This is a genomic window from Loktanella agnita (assembly GCF_046640325.1).
GTDB lineage: Bacteria > Pseudomonadota > Alphaproteobacteria > Rhodobacterales > Rhodobacteraceae > Yoonia > Yoonia agnita.
This window is the reverse complement of the sequence record NZ_JBJMBF010000017.1, coordinates 13016-29083: the sequence shown is the minus strand read 5'-3', so window position 1 is coordinate 29083 and position 16068 is coordinate 13016. Positions and strand designations below refer to the sequence as shown.

Annotated in this window: 15 protein-coding genes; 6 read left to right on the top strand and 9 right to left on the bottom strand. The window is 57.0% G+C overall.

Annotation, left to right across the window (positions count from 1 at the left end):
* The first annotated feature begins 3 nt into the window (after nucleotides 1-3).
* From ACJ5NV_RS16870 to ACJ5NV_RS16860, 3 genes are read left to right on the top strand one after another with little or no spacing between them, the layout of a single operon-like run.
* Nucleotides 4-510 (top strand): hypothetical protein, encoded by a 507-nt coding sequence (locus ACJ5NV_RS16870; protein WP_411645578.1) that lies wholly within the window; start codon nucleotides 4-6, stop codon nucleotides 508-510.
* Nucleotides 511-1116 carry a ferredoxin gene (locus ACJ5NV_RS16865; RefSeq protein ID WP_411645577.1) on the top strand — a complete coding sequence of 202 codons (606 nt, stop codon included), beginning with the start codon at nucleotides 511-513 and terminating at the stop codon, nucleotides 1114-1116. It abuts the gene before it with no gap.
* Nucleotides 1113-1637 carry a SixA phosphatase family protein gene (locus ACJ5NV_RS16860; protein WP_411645576.1) on the top strand — a complete coding sequence of 175 codons (525 nt, stop codon included), beginning with the start codon at nucleotides 1113-1115 and terminating at the stop codon, nucleotides 1635-1637. Before ACJ5NV_RS16865 ends, ACJ5NV_RS16860 begins: the two co-directional genes overlap by 4 nt.
* A gap of 15 nt (nucleotides 1638-1652) precedes the next feature.
* Here the strand turns inward: ACJ5NV_RS16860 and ACJ5NV_RS16855 are convergent, their stop codons facing one another.
* Genes ACJ5NV_RS16855 through ectA form a run of 4 tightly spaced genes read right to left on the bottom strand, consistent with a single transcriptional unit; the run spans nucleotide 1653 to nucleotide 5362 of the window.
* Nucleotides 1653-3077 (bottom strand): aspartate kinase, encoded by a 1425-nt coding sequence (locus ACJ5NV_RS16855; protein ID WP_411645575.1) that lies wholly within the window; start codon nucleotides 3075-3077, stop codon nucleotides 1653-1655.
* A 1-nt stretch (nucleotide 3078) separates the two neighbouring features.
* The gene (locus ACJ5NV_RS16850) at nucleotides 3079-3474 is read right to left on the bottom strand and encodes an ectoine synthase (RefSeq protein WP_411645573.1); all 396 of its coding nucleotides are present in this window, start codon (nucleotides 3472-3474) and stop codon (nucleotides 3079-3081) included.
* A gap of 4 nt (nucleotides 3475-3478) precedes the next feature.
* The gene (ectB, locus tag ACJ5NV_RS16845) at nucleotides 3479-4771 is read right to left on the bottom strand and encodes a diaminobutyrate--2-oxoglutarate transaminase (protein WP_411645571.1); all 1293 of its coding nucleotides are present in this window, start codon (nucleotides 4769-4771) and stop codon (nucleotides 3479-3481) included.
* Nucleotides 4772-4828: 57 nt separating this feature from the next.
* Complete coding sequence (gene ectA / locus ACJ5NV_RS16840; protein ID WP_411645569.1) at nucleotides 4829-5362, bottom strand: diaminobutyrate acetyltransferase; 534 nt, start codon at nucleotides 5360-5362, stop codon at nucleotides 4829-4831.
* 223 nt (nucleotides 5363-5585) lie between these two features.
* Between ectA and ACJ5NV_RS16835 the strand changes: the two genes are divergently transcribed.
* Nucleotides 5586-6092, top strand: coding sequence for a MarR family winged helix-turn-helix transcriptional regulator (locus ACJ5NV_RS16835; protein ID WP_411645568.1), 507 nt, complete (start codon nucleotides 5586-5588; stop codon nucleotides 6090-6092).
* A 10-nt stretch (nucleotides 6093-6102) separates the two neighbouring features.
* Here ACJ5NV_RS16835 and ACJ5NV_RS16830 read toward each other — a convergent pair whose 3' ends face one another.
* The 3 genes from ACJ5NV_RS16830 to ACJ5NV_RS16820 are packed head-to-tail and all read right to left on the bottom strand — an operon-like array spanning nucleotide 6103 to nucleotide 11512.
* Nucleotides 6103-8136 (bottom strand): S8 family serine peptidase, encoded by a 2034-nt coding sequence (locus ACJ5NV_RS16830; RefSeq protein WP_411645566.1) that lies wholly within the window; start codon nucleotides 8134-8136, stop codon nucleotides 6103-6105.
* Complete coding sequence (locus ACJ5NV_RS16825) at nucleotides 8136-9314, bottom strand: phosphatase PAP2 family protein (protein WP_411645564.1); 1179 nt, start codon at nucleotides 9312-9314, stop codon at nucleotides 8136-8138. The genes ACJ5NV_RS16830 and ACJ5NV_RS16825 overlap by 1 nt, the downstream gene beginning before the upstream one ends.
* 29 nt (nucleotides 9315-9343) lie before the next feature.
* On the bottom strand, nucleotides 9344-11512 hold the full coding sequence (locus ACJ5NV_RS16820) for a winged helix-turn-helix domain-containing tetratricopeptide repeat protein (RefSeq protein ID WP_411645563.1): 2169 nt from the start codon (nucleotides 11510-11512) through the stop codon (nucleotides 9344-9346).
* Nucleotides 11513-12220: 708 nt separating this feature from the next.
* Here ACJ5NV_RS16820 and ACJ5NV_RS16815 point away from each other — a divergent pair.
* Entirely contained in the window at nucleotides 12221-12613 is a 393-nt protein-coding gene (locus ACJ5NV_RS16815; protein ID WP_411645561.1) for a VOC family protein, read from the top strand.
* A gap of 5 nt (nucleotides 12614-12618) precedes the next feature.
* Here the strand turns inward: ACJ5NV_RS16815 and ACJ5NV_RS16810 are convergent, their stop codons facing one another.
* Together ACJ5NV_RS16810 and ACJ5NV_RS16805 are read right to left on the bottom strand one after the other, a co-directional pair.
* A complete protein-coding gene (locus tag ACJ5NV_RS16810) occupies nucleotides 12619-13131 on the bottom strand; it encodes a CoxG family protein (protein ID WP_411645559.1) in 513 nt (170 codons plus the stop codon).
* Nucleotides 13132-13312: 181 nt separating this feature from the next.
* Nucleotides 13313-14683, bottom strand: a complete 1371-nt coding sequence (locus ACJ5NV_RS16805; RefSeq protein ID WP_411645558.1) for an aspartate aminotransferase family protein — start codon at nucleotides 14681-14683, stop codon at nucleotides 13313-13315.
* Nucleotides 14684-14885: 202 nt separating this feature from the next.
* On the opposite strand from ACJ5NV_RS16805, the gene ACJ5NV_RS16800 reads away from it, so the two are divergent.
* Nucleotides 14886-16067, top strand: a complete 1182-nt coding sequence (locus ACJ5NV_RS16800) for a M24 family metallopeptidase (protein WP_411645556.1) — start codon at nucleotides 14886-14888, stop codon at nucleotides 16065-16067.
* Nucleotide 16068 lies beyond the last annotated feature (1 nt).

Here is a 16068-nt window from a genome sequence, read left to right as displayed (position 1 = left end):
AAGATGAGCTTGCTGCGTTTTGCGACCTTAATTCTAACATTTTCAGTGACCTCTGCGGCGGCGATGGGCGCTTGCCTGCCCGGTACATGGGACGTCGACGGTCAACAACTAGCCGATACAATGGGCGCACAAATGGGGGGCACTGCGACCTACCAAGGTGGCTCTGTCAGCCTTGAAATATCAGATAGTGGTGAGATGCTGATGCGCGTTGACGATCTGATCATCGCGACACAAATCCCCGGTGCCCCAGCCATGCCTGTCACCATCAATGGCATGTCCAGCGCGTCTCTGACAGCCGACGATGGCGAAAACTACGTGGCCGAGGTCTCCGATTATGCACTACTGGGCTCTGCCGAAATGATGGGCACGCGGATGGATATTCCCGTGACCAGCGCTGGTGGGGCCGGCTGGGGTGAATCGCGCGGTACCTATCGTTGCACGGACGATACGCTGACCTTTGAACCAACAGAGCCAGGTTCGATCCCACCAAGTTGGCGCCGTGTGCTTTGAATGCCTTTAGCAGAGCATCTGCACCAGCGCGGCCTACGCGAACTGGGACAATGTCAGGACGCGGGACAGGTCATCACGCTGATTGGACCGGATCAGCCCCGTTTCTGGTCTCATTTCACGGCAAGCCCGGAATATGTTGACGGGTTACCCAATCCGCTGGACCGCTGGTCGGTGCGAGTCATCACGCCCATCGCTGCTGCGATGGACGGTGAGGCGATCTTTCCCTCAGACGGCCCACCCTATGCACCGTTCTACAGTTGGGCGCTTGCCACAGGCCGCTGCTGGACGTCACCAGTTGGATTTCTGGTGCATGACGACGCGGGGCTGTTCGTCTCCTTTCGTGCGGCGATCCGGCATCCGGGTCGCGGCGATGCGGCGAGATCACCCTCCCCCTGCGACATCTGCGTCACACAACCCTGCCAGACCGCCTGCCCCGTCGATGCGCTGGTCGATGAGTATGACGTTGCGGTCTGCAAAACCTATTTGCGCGGCGCAAAGGGGACCGGCTGTATGACGCACGGTTGTGCCGCACGCCGCGCCTGCCCCGTGGGTCAGGGCCGCCGAAAACCCCAACAGGCGGCGTTTCATATGGAGGCATTTTTGTGAGTCTACGCCTGATCCTGATCCGCCACGCAAAATCAGGCTGGAACGATCCCGGCGCAGATGACCATGCACGTGTGCTAAACCAACGTGGGCATGAATCGGCAATAGCGATTGGCGAATGGCTGGCAAAACAGGGCTATATGCCAGAACTGATCTTATGCTCAGACGCTACCCGCACGCAGGAGACGGCTGCGCTAATTATACCGCATTTGCATCCGCAGCCCAGATTACAGCTATCATCAGCGCTCTATCATGCCGCACCCGATACTATCCTGGATCTGATCCGTCGCTCAGAAGCAGCGAGCATCGCGGTGGTCGGGCATAATCCGGGCATTGGAATGCTCGCGCGTGGGTTGGTGGAAACGGCCCCCGATCACGCCCGGTTCGGCGATTATCCGACCTGCGCGACCACGGTGCTGGATTTTGACGCAGACCGCTGGAATGCGATTCAGCCGTATCAGGGTCGGATCGTGGATTTCATTGTGCCGCGTGATCTGATTGGAACGCGTACACCGGTAAAGTAAACGTTGCGCGCGCCCTCAGGCGGCGCGCGATAATTTCACTTTAGCGTTCCCCACCAGCGCGCCGTGCAGTGCCACGATGGCGGGTTTCAGCGCGTCCCGTTCCAAGATAAACTGCACGTCTACATTACGCGGCCCCTGACTGGCGCCGATGGATTCCAGACCGGCCTCTGCCATGGCTTGCAACCCGCGTGTCAAAACCGATAACCCCTTGAGATCACGGCCAACAACCGACGCCATTGCAATCGCCCGGAAAGAGATTTCCGCCGACGCATATAGCGCGGTCAGGTCCTTTTCCACCCGGCGCAGCACCTTCATCGAGGTGTCCACATAATGGGTGATCGTGTTGGCGTTCGACACTTTCGACACGATCCGCACCTTGTGGCGCGTCAACACATCAAGGATCGTCGCATCATACCCTTTCACGCCGACCATGTCCTGTTCGAACACTTCCAGCGCGTAGAGATCCAGCCCCGTGACAATCTCCACCGCCGCCGTTTCCACCGGTTGCTCATCGATCAAAGTCCCCGGATTCTCCGGCTCAAACGCATTCGCCACACGCAAAGGCACCTCCGCGCGTCGCAGAGTTTTGGCGGCTTTGGGGTGGATTGCTTCCATCCCTAAGTTCGACAGCTGATCGGCCACATCGTAGTTGGTGCGGCCCAGCTTGTGCACATTCTGCGCGCCGACAAGGTTCGGGTCCGCCGATGACAGGTGGAATTCCTTGTGGATGATCGCCTCGCGTGCGCTGGTCAGGGCGGCAATGCGGGAAAAGGTCACCTCGGAATAGCCCCGATCGAATTCGGACATCAGCCCTTCGGCGCATTGTGCGTAGCCGGTAACGATGGGCATTTCAGATGTCAGATCCACAGTCGCCATGGCCGTTTTGATCCGTTCGTCCAAACATGCCTCACCAGCGTCGCGCCAGCCGGACAGATCGACGAAACGGGCATTCACCCCGGCGCGTTGCAACATCAGCGTAGTGACAAATGCGGAATGCGCCTCGCCCAGTCCTGACAGTAATTCGCGGGTCTGGCTCATGTTTTCGGTCAGGCGGAAGTGGCTGTATTCACACAACCGCCGCAGATCGGTCAGACAATTACGCGCCCCGGAAATCCGATCATGCACAAAGGCATCGGCGCGTTCAATATCCGCCGGATTGTCCAGCACACGGCGGTGCGCGACGATCATCGCCTGCGCCACATCATCAAGCCGCCCATGCCAGCCATGCCCGTCTGCTTCACTGGTGAAGGCGGCAAAAGCCCCCGGCTCGCCGGTTTTCTTATGCTCCAACAGCAGATTGGTGATCCCGCTGAACGCCGATACGACAAAGACCCGCCCATAAAGGGCAGCGCCGCTGCGGTCCCCGATGATCAGCGTATCCCGCAGTTCATCAATGCGGTCCATCGAGGTACCGCCGATTTTTTCTACGGTGTGAGCCATATCAGGCCGTTTCTGCAAGCGCGTAGGATCCATCCTCGCGATGCACTTCGTTGCCGGTGACGGGCGGGTTGAAGCAGCAAGCCATGACCAGTTCTTCGTCTGCGCGCAGCACGTGCCGGTCATGTTCGTTCAGCGCATACATCACGCCAGGGACGATATCATGGGTTTCGCCGGTCTTGAGGTCGGTGATCGCCCCCTTGCCCTTCATGCAGTAGACGCTTTCGAAGTGGTTCTTATACTCGAACGTGTGTTCCGACCCGGCGTCCAGAAAGGTGATGTGGAATGAAAACCCCATCCCGTCATCGGCCAGCAGCATCCGCACACTGGTCCAATTTGCATCCGATACCACGCGGTCGCGCTGGTCTTCGACGATCTTGTTGAAATCTCTGACGATCATGGTTTTACTCCACGGTTTTTTGGGGTTGGGCGGCCAGCGTTTCGCGGGCGGCGAACAGCAGGATATCGAACCCTTTGCGCAAAGTAGCAGTGGGTGTGGTCAGCGGTGCCAGCACCTTGACCACTTGATCTTCGCTGCCCGAAGTTTCGATAATCAGCCCGTTTTGATAGGCGCGCGCGCAGATGGCACCGGCCAGCGCGCCAGAGCCCACATCGACACCGCGCATCAGGCCGCGACCCTTTTGTGTGCTGCCGGGGATAAGTGCGGCCAATGTGCCCAGCCGATCATTGATTAGATTAGCCTTTTCGTTCAGGCCCTTCTGGAAGCTATCATCGGCCCAGAATTTTTCGATCGTGACTCGGGCAGTGACAAACGCATGGGTATTGCCCCGGAAGGTGCCGTTATGTTCGGCCGGGCCAAAGACGTCATATTCAGGGCGCACCAGCAGTGCGGCCATCGGCAAGCCGAAGCCTGAAAGCGATTTTGCCATTGTCACGATATCTGGTGTGATCCCCATATCCTCGAACGAAAAGAACGTGCCGCAGCGGCCGCAGCCCGCTTGGATATCGTCGATGATCAGCAGCGCGCCGTGATCTTTTGCGACCTTTGCAATGCGCCGCACCCAGTCAGCGCGGGCTGCGTTCAACCCGCCTTCGCCCTGCACAGTTTCCAGCATGATCGCGGCGGGTGCGTCGATACCGCCAGAGGCATCCGACAGCATCGCGTCAAGCTGCGCCGCTGTATCCGTATCTGCACCAAAGAAGCCGTCAAACGGCATCCGGGTGACGCCTTGCAGTGGGATCGCCGCCCCGCCCCGGTGATAGCCGTTGCCAGTGGCGGCAAGCGCCCCGTTCGTGACGCCATGAAACCCGTTTGTGAAGGCGATGATATTGGTCCGCCCCGTCACCTTGCGCGCGATTTTCATCGCGGCCTCAACCGCATTTGCACCTGTGGGTCCGGTGAACATCACCCGATGATCCATTCCGCGCGGGGCCAGAATATGGGTGTCAAAGGCGCGTAGAAAGGCGGCCTTTGTGTCGGTGTGCAGATCCAGCCCGTGGGCGATCCCATCTGACGAAATATGGTCGATCAGTGCGGCCTTCATGTCTGGATCATTATGGCCGTAGTTCAGCGACGAACAGCCTGCCAGAAAGTCGATGTAGGTTTTACCGTCCGTATCGGTCAGCTCTGAGCCTGTGGCCGTCGCGAAAATGGCAGGCATGCCCCGGCAGTAAGAGCGGGCAGCGCTTTCGCGGCGTTCGAAAATCGTGGGGGTGTGGGTGATATCCTTAGGCATATCTCTATCCTTTCGCACAGTCGTGCGCTGGTGATGATTGTCAGGAAGTGGGTTAGATCAGGCGGCTTGCGCCAAAGTATCGCGTGCGGGCAATGTGATCGTGACCATATGTTCGGTCGCGTGCTGTCCGTCAAAATGTGCGTCGCGTTGGAAATGCGGTGCATCGCTTAATGCGCCGCCGATACCACGGGCGAAGCTGCGAAACAGCGCCCAGGAAGCTTTGTTGTCTTTGGTGATGGTGGTCTTCAACTTGGCCGCATCGGCGCAGGCGCCCCGCCCGATCAGTTCGGAGAGCATCTGGCGGCCCAAGCCAAGGCCGCGTGCCTTTTCGCTGACAGCGACCTGCCAGACAAAGAGCGTATCCTCATCCGGGATCATATGGCCCGAGATCCAGCCCAGCACTTCACCGTCCCGCTCTGCCAGAACGCAGGTTTCGCGAAAATGGTCCGCCTGAATCACATTAGCGTACATGGAATTCTCGTCCAGCGGCTTGCAGCTTTGGATGAGCGCCCAGATATCTGCCCCATCCGTTGGATCAGGTTTACGCAGTTGAGGTAATGGCGTTGGGGACTCTGTCATGTCTCTGGGCATATCCACCTCGCTTTTTGCTTCGTGTGTCTAATTATAACCAGCCCCAAAAAACTTCAACTCCTGAATTAACTTTTGCCAAAAATCCGCTTATAGCGTGATATTCGCGATAATTTCCTTAAAATGCAGGGCAATCTGGAGATGCTCATACTTCGGTAGACGAAGGATATTGCGAGATTACCAAGAGCGATTGATACGAGGAGATCATTCATGCGATACCGCAGCCATGATGCATCCTGACAATATACGTGCCAATGACAGCCTGATCGCCTTGCGGCGGATTCTGCGCGCCACGGCGCTTTACGAACGTGATCTGGCGCAGGCCGCTGGCGTGACATCAGCACAGTTTCGGGTGTTACAAATCCTTGAGAGCCGGTCTGATGGTAGCGCGACACCCAAGGCGCTGGCCACGCAGATGGGGATCACGCAGGCGACCGTGACCGCGATCATCGACAAATTGCAGATATCAGGGTTGATCATGCGCCAGCGGTCAGAGGTTGACCGCCGCCAGACCAATGTCATGATTACCAGCAACGGACGCGCCGTCGTCGAGGATGCCCCCGATGCCCTGCAACAGCGCTTTGTTCAGGCGTTCGACCAGATGGATGCTTGGGAGCAGGCGCAGCTTGTCGCCTCGCTCGAACGAGTTGCGGCGATGCTGGATGCGGATGCGCTTGACGCCTCCCCCGTTTTGACCGCGGGAGACATCAGAGGTATTCAGAAACCCCGCTGAGCAGCCCCGCTCAGGGTTTCTTGTGAAAATCCACCTGTGCGTTCAGCGCGCCAGCGCCGGTGCGTGTCGGGCCCGGCTTTGGGTCCAGCTCAACCGGATAATCCTCCACCGCCTTCACCGCCCACTCACGCGCTGTCTTGTCCCAAGCCTTGATCCCATCAGCCGCCATGCGCGCCACTGCGGGTGCGGCCATACTGGTCCCGCTCATGCGCACATAAGTCCCGCAGCGGGATCCCGCACTGAAGACACCCCGGCGGACGATCGAATCGTCGCCCTTGGCTGATACATCCGGACCGTTTCGCGCGGGCTCAGGTGTCATCGGTGTTTGGGTCAGCGGACCAGCTGCGGAATAGTTCGACAGTCTGGCCACTTGTTCCCCATCTTTGTCTTTATATTTATTTGTGTACGCTGCGACCACGATGGGTGATGGCCCGTCAGCAAAACCGCTGATCATTCCCGCGCGGCGCACCGGGCAGCTATCGTTTGGCGGATCGACTGGGCTGAGCCCACCATAGGAATCAAAAGGCTGGTAGCATGCATTGTCAAAATAGGACTGCCTCCCGCCCGGCCGATACCCCGGTAATGTCTCGTCCCGCCGAATCCACACCTCGACCTCTTCGCCGTCTTTGATGTCCTTCGGCGTCGTCGTGATTTCCCACCGCCCTGAGGGTGCTAATGGAATATCGGGATCGTGACTGGCGGTCGGCTCAATCGCCAGCGTAATCACCCCACGCTTCGTGGGCACTTCTTTGTTGAATGTGTACCGCAGGGTCGCAATCACTTGGTCATTTGTATTCCTTAACTCATAGTGCTCCCCGTACACTGCGCTGACAGGCGGGCTTTTCTGCCCGAAGGGTGGCGTTACTGTAACCGAGACAAAATCAGGCGGCGTTTCGACGTCAGAGTACGGCATCCACATTTCCACATGGCTGTCTGTCCTGTCATCGGGCAATACACGTAGGTCCAGAACGATAGGTGCTGGCTCGGGCTTGGGGAACTTCAGCACGGCGTGCGCCTGAGCGAGATTGCCGTTGCCAGATGGCAAGGTCACCCAGCGTTTTTGCTTGGTGGGATGATCGAGATCGTAATGAATAAAATTCTCAATCAGACGCGATACCTCGCTGGTCCCGTCGTGAGGACCCGCAAAATTCCCATAAGAAAAATTCAGCACGAAGGGTACGGGTTTACCGTTACACTGATATCGCAACGCTTCTACCCTTAGCAGTTCCAACGACAGGGCCAGCGAAGGGATCAGGCTGATACCAGAGGTGTCATGCACCACACGTGGCGGCATCACCGTACAGATAATGGGGCGGTTTTCCACCTTCTCCTCCTGCGAAAAGCCGGCAGTTAGGCCCAACACATGGGTCCCGTGAGATTTTCGCAAACTAACCGGAGAGAAATACCCATCGCGCAGGTCCACCTGTCCGGTTGCTTTGTAAAAGAGATCTTCATCCAGCAGACCGGACCAAGTTAGATCATTCAGATAGCCATCGATCTCGCTCTTTCGTAAGATGCGCCCTAGTGAAGGGGCCTTACCCCCGTCAATCGGATCATAAGGCAAAATCGCGCAATATTCGACACGCGATTTGTTCCATTCCGTGCGGAACAGTTCATGCGCGATACCCACGCCATCATCAATTACCCCAACGATGACCGTGTCTTCAGAAACTTCAATAGGCGGCAGATCTTCAACGTTTTCCAGCCGATGCTCAGATGACTCCAATCCCAAGTGTACATTGGCGATATGTGGACTCACGCCTGTAGTGTTCAGGTCTTCGATGAGCGCAAGAGGTGCGTGAACAGATAAAAACTGGTATGCGTTCTCTGCTTCATAGACTTCAGGAAACAGCAGGGCTTCCTGAGCTTCAGCTGGGAGTTTTTCTAAGACAGCATTGATAGAGGTCGGCTCGTTCAGTTCGATCATGACCGACCACAATTTGTCGCCAGGCAACCCTTTCCTGCGCGCAGCGGTGATCGCATTAAGAGACCCGTCTTCATGGATTTTAACCCATTCGAATTCCATTTTCGATTTCTTTGTCATCAGCTGAAATCCACCCACTCCGCAGCCGCCTTATTCCAAAGCCATTCGAGCGCGGGTGTCGCCCCCAGGACAGTGGAGTGTTGCGAGGTCTTTGCCCAGTCTCCAGCAGGTCCGGTCGACACTGCGTTTTGTTCGTCATCGTCGACAGTATAGAGGTCATGCCAGTTGAAATCGCTGGACCCGCTGTAGTGGTGGCCGTTGAACTTGGCCCGTGTCCAGTCGCAGCCGGTACACTTTTCGGCAACGAAATCCGCAAGTGTGAGGCCCAGCATAGCCCCGGCAGCGCTGTCCACGGGATAGTGCACCCCGGCGACCGTTCTGTTGATTGCGATACGCGCAGCCAGCCGCATCAGCATTTCGCCCCAATAATCGTCATTGCTATATTGCGGCGCGCCCGACCCGCGCAGCAGTTTCCAGATGAGCCGCGCCATGACAAAAGCTTCTGTAGCGTGACCGCTTGGAAGAGATCCATGGGTCGGTGTCGGGATCATCGGCTGCACCTGCGGCGAAAGCTCGATAGGCCGTTTGACCGCTAGCGCGTATTTCAACTGCTGTTCGCAATAATTGGCAAAGCGCAGTCCCACGGCCAGCAGTTCCAGCGTGAAGGGCGTACGGGCCGGATCAATAAAAGCAATGGTTTGGTAGAATTGTACAGGTGCACCGATTTGGGACAGGATTTCAGCCGCCCGGTCCTGACGTAGGTCGGCATAGCCGGCCAGAAAACCCATCTGTTCTTCGAAGACCGACAAATGAGGCGATTTCATCTTCACCAGTTTTTCATAGCCATGCGGGCCGGAATGGGGATTATCGCTCTTACGCCGCCAGAGGATTGCCTTCCCGGTCCCGGATCCGTCCGCAGTTAAGGAGATATCCTGGTTCAGCGCGAAGGAGAAGATCGCTGCGCGCACTTCCCGCGAAAGCCGTGAAAGGTTCCTGACATCGTTCGGAACGCCCGGATTGGGCGAGGGCATGCTGCCGAGCGGCGCACCCACGATACCATCGCGGTTTCTGATGAGCGCCTCTGCGGATACCGGGCCAGCAGGGATACCATATGCCCCGTAAGCGCCATAGGCCCCGTAAGCGCCATACGCCCCAGCACCGCCATACGCCCCATATGCACCGTACGCCCCATAGGCACCATATGCTCCCTCTGGGCCTCCAAAATTCTCTGCTGACATACAATATTCTCCTTATAGTTTGTTTAAAATTAGCGCGGGACTCCTGCATCGCGCATGGCTTGTGCAAACACACGCCCGGTATTGTAATCTGCGCTGGGAGAGGATTTGAGCCAATTGCTCACCCGGAGATCTGGCTGAAGTTGCATCAGTTCAGCCACGGTTTCGCGCGCTGCCTCCACCTTCCCCGATAATTGCTGTGCGACCGCCAGCATCCGAAGCGATGATGTATGCCCCCGGTTCAGTCGCAGAGAGGCCTTTGCATAATGCTCTGCCTTTTCATAACCATTATCTTCGGGTGTGAGCCACGCACCGGCGGCCATGGCCAAGTAAAAGAATCTGTGCGGGTCAAGTGGCGAGAGATGCAACGCCCGCTCCGTATCGCGCACTCCTTCCTTACCTCGGTCCTGAAACCCCAGCATCATCCCGCGCAGAGATCGCGCATTTGCGTCGTTGGGGTTGATTTGAAGTGCCAGATCGTACCGGTCTTCGGCGTCGTCGAGCCGGTGCAGAAGGTTGGTCAGCACATGCCCCTCGCAGGCCAAGGCCAGCACGTTTTCCGGATCAAGGTCCAGCGCCCGCCCCGTACAGCCCAGCGCAGCGCGGGCATCCGCATCGGGGTTTTCCGACCACCCCTGCACCACGCGCAGCAGGTGCCACCGTGCCGTCCAGGCAAGAGGCACCGGATGATTGGGCATACGCTCTGACAAGACACCCAACATGTCGTGCGCCCTAGCGAAATTGCTCGGCGAGAACCGATGCATCAACCCGACGGAGGCGAACATCAGTGAGTAATTTTGCATGTCGGACAGTGGCGTGGTGTTTGCGCGCCGAATTTCACTGATCAGGATCGACTGACGAATCCGCGACATGATTTCGTAAGCCGGTTCGAAATCACCCAGCAATTCATCAACTGGTACAGTCAGCCTATGCGCCCAAAGCATACGCTGATTGGCGACCTCAGCGAATTCCAGATTAATCTGCAAAGTGTCGTCGCGCCGGGCGAAGAAACCCGATAGCACGAATTCCGCACTCAACCGCCGTCCGATTTCCATCAGACTGGCATTGCCGCTGCCAAAGGCCGCAGTTGACAGGCGCGAGGTGACATTAATCTCTTCTGAGCTGCCTAGTGCGGCCGTCATGATATCAGCAAAGACAGAACCAAGGATATCCGACCCGTCCTGATTGATATTCTGCAACGGCAAGACAGAGATCGTGGGCAGTAAAGTTTGATCGGAAAGCCGCATGACGGCGTCTCCGCCCCTCCCATTTCGCGAAAGTCGGAAGGCACGCGTGATATTCTGATCGCCCGCCTGCCCTAAATCTTCGAAATGCAACTGTGGATAGGACTGCGCCAAATCGCGCGCATCGACGCTTGCGAGGATGTCCCCCGACCGTGCCGCATCGAGTAATCCGCGCCACGCAGCCCCTGATGTGTCGATGGCCGCCGCAACGTCCGGATGTCTCACCAAAGGCAGACAGGCATCCACAGCAGCTGCAACGGATGGAAAACGCAGTTTTTGAACCACTGCCCCGTGTGAATCGACTGTCTGCGTATGGCCATCGGAGTTCTGCGCATGAATATCCATGTCCAGCGCCCCGTTCGGATCGCGGACATATGCGACGACCTCTTCTTGCGAAAGATCGGCAGGATCTGCATGGCGCGTCTTTTGTAGCTGCAATGCGGCGTGGGGGGCGGGCGCCGGATCATCCGCACGCGGTTCGCCGTAGAGGATGAATCCGCGCTTTGGAATTGTCTTGAGAATGACGCGTTTTTTATCACCGATTGCACGGCGCACATCCGAAATACATTGCGTGAGGCTATCATCGGTGACGGATAGATCCCGCCATACTTCGTCAATCAGTTCGTCGCGGGTCACCAATACGCCCAATCGCCGGGCCATATAGCGCAGCACGCGAGCCGATTGCGCACGCAGAAAAATTCTTTCTCCGTCAGCGCCACATAATTGGTCCTGCTCGGGCAAGTAATGCGCAAGCCCTAACGCAACTGCTTTCTCGATTTTTGTCTCCGCCCTCACACTGAATTCACTTCCCCGGTCAGCTTCAGCGCTTACCAGTTCAGCATTCAGAATATTACGAGGGTATTCAACAAAAAAATCGGAATTTACACCAAACAAACGAAGCTGTTGATGGTCTGACGAGCTGTGCCGAAGAAATATTTCGGGCGCTGTAATATTCATCGTTTCAAAATTTTTATGACATGCATTCACCTTGTCGCCTTGATTTGCGTTCCGGCCAAAATGCCGATGTCTGTACTTCACCTCCGTTTGGTCGCGCCCGTGCTAAAAGGCATGTACGCACGTGAATGCCCGACCGAGGCACTCATAATGGACAGAACTCCCCTGCGAATACCCTAGATCAGCTAGATCTGAAATTCCTGAAATCCTTCCGATAAATTTTCATATTTTTTCTGAAATTTTTCTGAATATTACCCATCTCGGTTTCGGATTTTTTTCGTATTGATTTCAGGACGTTTAGCAATTTTTAGCACAATCTGGTGGTGCGATGTGCATATTTCTTCATCGTAGAAACAGCGGCCCGCTCGTCTTGCCGCACAACCGAAACGTGAACGGAGAACATGATTGTCAGCAATTTTCACCACAATGATGGCCCTGTAATCACTTGCGTTCCGGCTTAAATATTTGGGGAACATTCGTCCGAAAAAATTTGAACCTGACTTTGGGGGTGAGTGGCCCGAGGACAGAACTTTTTAAAAATACATAGCTATAAGCATCGCCCCCGAGATTGGTCACGAGCCGATATCGGGGGCATTTTCATGTGCCCCCCCCTGAACCACCCCCTTGAATATACTATTTTGCACCCGCCGAGCGAGAGAGTATGCCATATGGCTTTGCAGCCTCAACGCCGGACGGACAAAGGAATCACGAATGAAACAGTCACTGTGCCATGTCGCATTGCTCGTGCGCGATTATGACGCTGCAATCGCGTTTTACACCGAAACCCTGGGTTTTGACCTTGTTGAAGACACCTATCAGCCGGAACAGAACAAACGTTGGGTCGTTGTGAGGCCGCAAGGTGACGGCACCACCGCTGTCCTGCTTGCCCGCGCCTCTGACGCTGAACAGGAACGATTTATCGGTAACCAGACTGGTGGCCGGGTTTTTCTGTTCCTGCAAACCGATGATTTCGAACGGGATTACGCGCTATACAAAAACCGGTGTGTGGAATTTATCCGCCCCCCGAAAGAGGCCCCCTACGGCACGGTCGCCGTCTTTGCCGATCTTTATGGCAATCTGTGGGACCTAGTGCAGTTCAAATGAAACGGTCAACCGCGTAGCTTGCTGAACCAGCCTTTTTTCGGGCCGTCCGCGTCAGTGATTTCCGCGTCTTCCGGGCTGGGTGGTTCTACCGCTTCCTGGAAGTTGGAAAAGAACTGATCGGCCATTTTCTTGGCGAAGCCATCAATGATGCGCGATCCTAGCTGCGCGAGCTTGCCGCCGACCTTTGCCTCTACATCATATTCAAGCAGGGTGCCGTCACCTTCGGGTCTCAGCCGCACATCCGCACCGCCCTTGGCGAAACCAGCGGGCCCGCCTTTGCCTTCACCGGTGATTGTCAGGCTTTCATGTGCGATCATATCGCTGATCGTCACTTGGCCTTTGAAGGTCGCTTTTACCGGGCCGACCTTTTGCACCACCGTCGCCTCGAACCCGTCCTCGGCCGATCCTGACATTTCGGTGCAGCCCGGCACACAAACCTTGAGCACCTCTGCATCCAGAAGCCCGGCCCAGACGGTGATAATGTCAGCATTGATTGTGCGGCTACCTGTCAGTTTCATTCTGATGCTCCGTTTGCGTTCCTATTTGCGCTTTGTACCGGTTACGAAAAAGCGCCGCTGATCACTCTGCATGGTTTCTGCAAAGCTGTTACCCAGCATTTGCACCCAAGCGGGGTGTCCGGGTCAATACAGCCATTGGCTCAGTTTATGGGGCAGCGCGGATATGCGCTGCCCACCGGGATCAGCCCAGCACCTCCGTCACGGCTTTCGCAGTTTTACTAACGATTTCATCGACTTCTTCCCGGCTGAGCGACAGGGGCGGTGCAAAGCCTAGAATGTCACCCTGCGGCATCGCGCGAGCGATCACGCCATCCTCGGCCATGGCTGCCACGATCTGATAGGTGATCTTGTCATCCGCATCAAAGAAGCGATGCGCATCGACATCGGCCATCAGTTCGACCGCGGCCAGCATCCCGTCGCCCCGGATATCACCCACGTTTATATGGCCACCCAGCGCATCGGTCAGACCGTCGCGCAGGTACTGGCCCATATTGCCCGCGTTTTCGACCAACCCCATACTGTCGACCAAATTCAGGTTCGCGACCCCGGCGGCTGCCCCGATCGGGTGGGCGGAGTAGGTCCAGCCATGGCCGATTGGGCCGAATTCATCGGTGCCTTGCTCCAGTACTTTCCACATCTTGTCAGAGAAGATCGACCCCGACAGTGGTGCATAGGCAGAGGTTAGCCCCTTGGCGATGGTCATGATGTCAGGTTTAATCCCATAGTGATCGGACCCGAACATCGAGCCAAGACGCCCAAACCCGGTCACGACCTCATCTGCGATCAGCAGGATATCGTGCTTGTCCAGCACCGCCTGTATTGCTGCCCAATAGCCTGCGGGCGGGGGTACAATACCGCCTGTACCCAGCACCGGCTCGCCAATCATCGCCGCAATGGTATCTGCGCCTTCGCGCTCAATCAGCGCCTCCAGATCATCCACACATTGCTGGACGAACTGCGCTTCGGACTGGTTGCGATCTTCGCGTCGGAAATAATAAGGGGCCGTGGTGTGCAGCACCTGCGTTAGGGGTAAATCAAATTTGCGGTGGAACAGCTCCAACCCGGTCAGCGAGCCTGATACCAGCCCCGACCCGTGATACCCGCGCCAGCGCGAGATGATCTTTTTCTTTTCAGCACGGCCAAGGATATTGTTGTAATACCAGATCATCTTGACGTTGGTTTCATTGGCGTCCGATCCGCCCAGCCCGAAATAGACCTTGGACATGTGATCGGGGGCGCGGTCCAGCACCATCTTGGCCAGCGTGATCGAGGCTTCGGTCCCGTGGCCCATATATGCGTGGTAATAAGACAGCTCATGCGCTTGGGCGGAAATCGCCTCTGCGATTTCAGTGCGACCATAGCCGACATTCACACAATAGAGCCCTGCAAAAGCATCCAGCAGGCGGTTGCCTTCGCGGTCTTCAATATAGCTGCCCGATCCGCCGGTCACGACGCGCTGCGGGGCGTCACCCCGGGCAAAAGCCGCCAGATGGGTGGAGGGGTGAAAGAAATTCTCGCGATCCCAGCTTTCCAGCATATCGTTTTGCAGCATCTCGTTTCCTCTTTTGACTAATGGGTGCAGGCCAGTCCGGGCTGGTGTTCTGCCGTGACCATCGCGGATTCGCGCCCGGAACGCATCCCCCATTTTTCACTGGATCGACTGTCGTTTCTGTGCCCCCCAATGACGATTTTAACAACTGTTCACGTGCCATTCCCCTGCATGGTGGACCTGTTGATCAATGGAGAATTTTAACGTGGAAAATTTTCGCGCGCCCTTTTCAACGCAGGAATATGCGCGCCGACTGGCCAAAACCCGCAGCGCGATGGACACGGCCGGGCTGGATGCGATTGTTGTCACTGACCCGTCAAATATCAGTTGGCTGACCGGCTATGACGGCTGGTCCTTTTACACTCATCAGGCGGTGCTATTGGGGCATGAGGGCGAACCGGTCTGGTGGGGCCGTAGCATGGACCGCAACGGCGCGCTGCGCACCGTGTGGATGCGGGATGACAACACCGTCGGCTATGCTGACCACTTTGTGCAGTCCACAACGTGCCACCCGATGGAGGATCTGGCCGTCCAGATCATCGCGCGCGGGTTTGAGACCGCCCGTGTGGGCGTGGAAATGGAGAATTACTATTACACCGCCCGCGCCCATCAGGTGCTGACAGCGCAACTACCCAAGGCGGCGCTGGTGGACGCCACCGCATTAGTCAATTGGCAGCGTACGGTGAAATCTGACGAAGAACTGGGTTTCATGCGCAAGGCCGCTGCCATTTCCGACAAGGTCATCTTGACCGCCATTGATCGCGCCGAGCCGGGGCTGCGCAAGAATGAGCTGGTCGCCGATATCTACAGCGCAATGATCACCGGCGTGGGCGATGATTGGGGCGATTATCCGGCGATTGTACCGATGTTGCCCTCTGGCTCTGACGCTGCCGCACCGCATCTGACCTGGAACGGCGAAACGCTGCAAGAAGGCGAAGGCACGTTCTTTGAAATCTCAGGCTGCTACCGCCGCTACCACGCGCCGCAATGCCGGACCGTGTTTCTGGGCACGCCGCCTGATCATATCATCGACGCCAACGCAGCCATCCTTGACGGACTGGCTGCCGGGATCGAAAAAGCCCGCGCTGGCAACCGCGCTTGTGACATCGCCAATGCGCTGGGGGATGTGATAGAAAAAGCCGGGCTGACCCGCGCCGCCCGCTGCGGCTATCCCATCGGGCTGAGCTATCCGCCAGATTGGGGCGAGCGCACGATTTCGCTCCGACCCAGCGACGAAACCGTGCTGGAGGAAGGGATGACCTTCCACTTTATGCCGGGCCTGTGGATGGATAACTGGGGGTTAGAGACAACCGAATCCATCGTGATCCGTGACGGCGCACCCGAAGAGCTGTGCAAAGTGCCCCGTCAGCTTTTTGTGAAAGACTAAG

Excerpts from the sequence above, each read along its gene's own strand:
- ACJ5NV_RS16870 (WP_411645578.1), top strand. The coding sequence starts at position 4 with ATGAGCTTGCTGCGTTTTGCGACCTTAATTCTAACATTTTCAGTGACC.
- ACJ5NV_RS16825 (WP_411645564.1), bottom strand. The coding sequence starts at position 9,314 with ATGTCAGCAGAGAATTTTGGAGGCCCAGAGGGAGCATATGGTGCCTAT.
- ACJ5NV_RS16865 (WP_411645577.1), top strand. The coding sequence starts at position 511 with ATGCCTTTAGCAGAGCATCTGCACCAGCGCGGCCTACGCGAACTGGGA.
- ectA (WP_411645569.1), bottom strand. The coding sequence starts at position 5,362 with ATGCCCAGAGACATGACAGAGTCCCCAACGCCATTACCTCAACTGCGT.
- ACJ5NV_RS16850 (WP_411645573.1), bottom strand. The coding sequence starts at position 3,474 with ATGATCGTCAGAGATTTCAACAAGATCGTCGAAGACCAGCGCGACCGC.
- ACJ5NV_RS16835 (WP_411645568.1), top strand. The coding sequence starts at position 5,586 with ATGATGCATCCTGACAATATACGTGCCAATGACAGCCTGATCGCCTTG.
- ACJ5NV_RS16805 (WP_411645558.1), bottom strand. The coding sequence starts at position 14,683 with ATGCTGCAAAACGATATGCTGGAAAGCTGGGATCGCGAGAATTTCTTT.
- ACJ5NV_RS16820 (WP_411645563.1), bottom strand. The coding sequence starts at position 11,512 with ATGAATATTACAGCGCCCGAAATATTTCTTCGGCACAGCTCGTCAGAC.
- ectB (WP_411645571.1), bottom strand. The coding sequence starts at position 4,771 with ATGCCTAAGGATATCACCCACACCCCCACGATTTTCGAACGCCGCGAA.
- ACJ5NV_RS16855 (WP_411645575.1), bottom strand. The coding sequence starts at position 3,077 with ATGGCTCACACCGTAGAAAAAATCGGCGGTACCTCGATGGACCGCATT.
- ACJ5NV_RS16815 (WP_411645561.1), top strand. The coding sequence starts at position 12,221 with ATGAAACAGTCACTGTGCCATGTCGCATTGCTCGTGCGCGATTATGAC.
- ACJ5NV_RS16810 (WP_411645559.1), bottom strand. The coding sequence starts at position 13,131 with ATGAAACTGACAGGTAGCCGCACAATCAATGCTGACATTATCACCGTC.
- ACJ5NV_RS16830 (WP_411645566.1), bottom strand. The coding sequence starts at position 8,136 with ATGACAAAGAAATCGAAAATGGAATTCGAATGGGTTAAAATCCATGAA.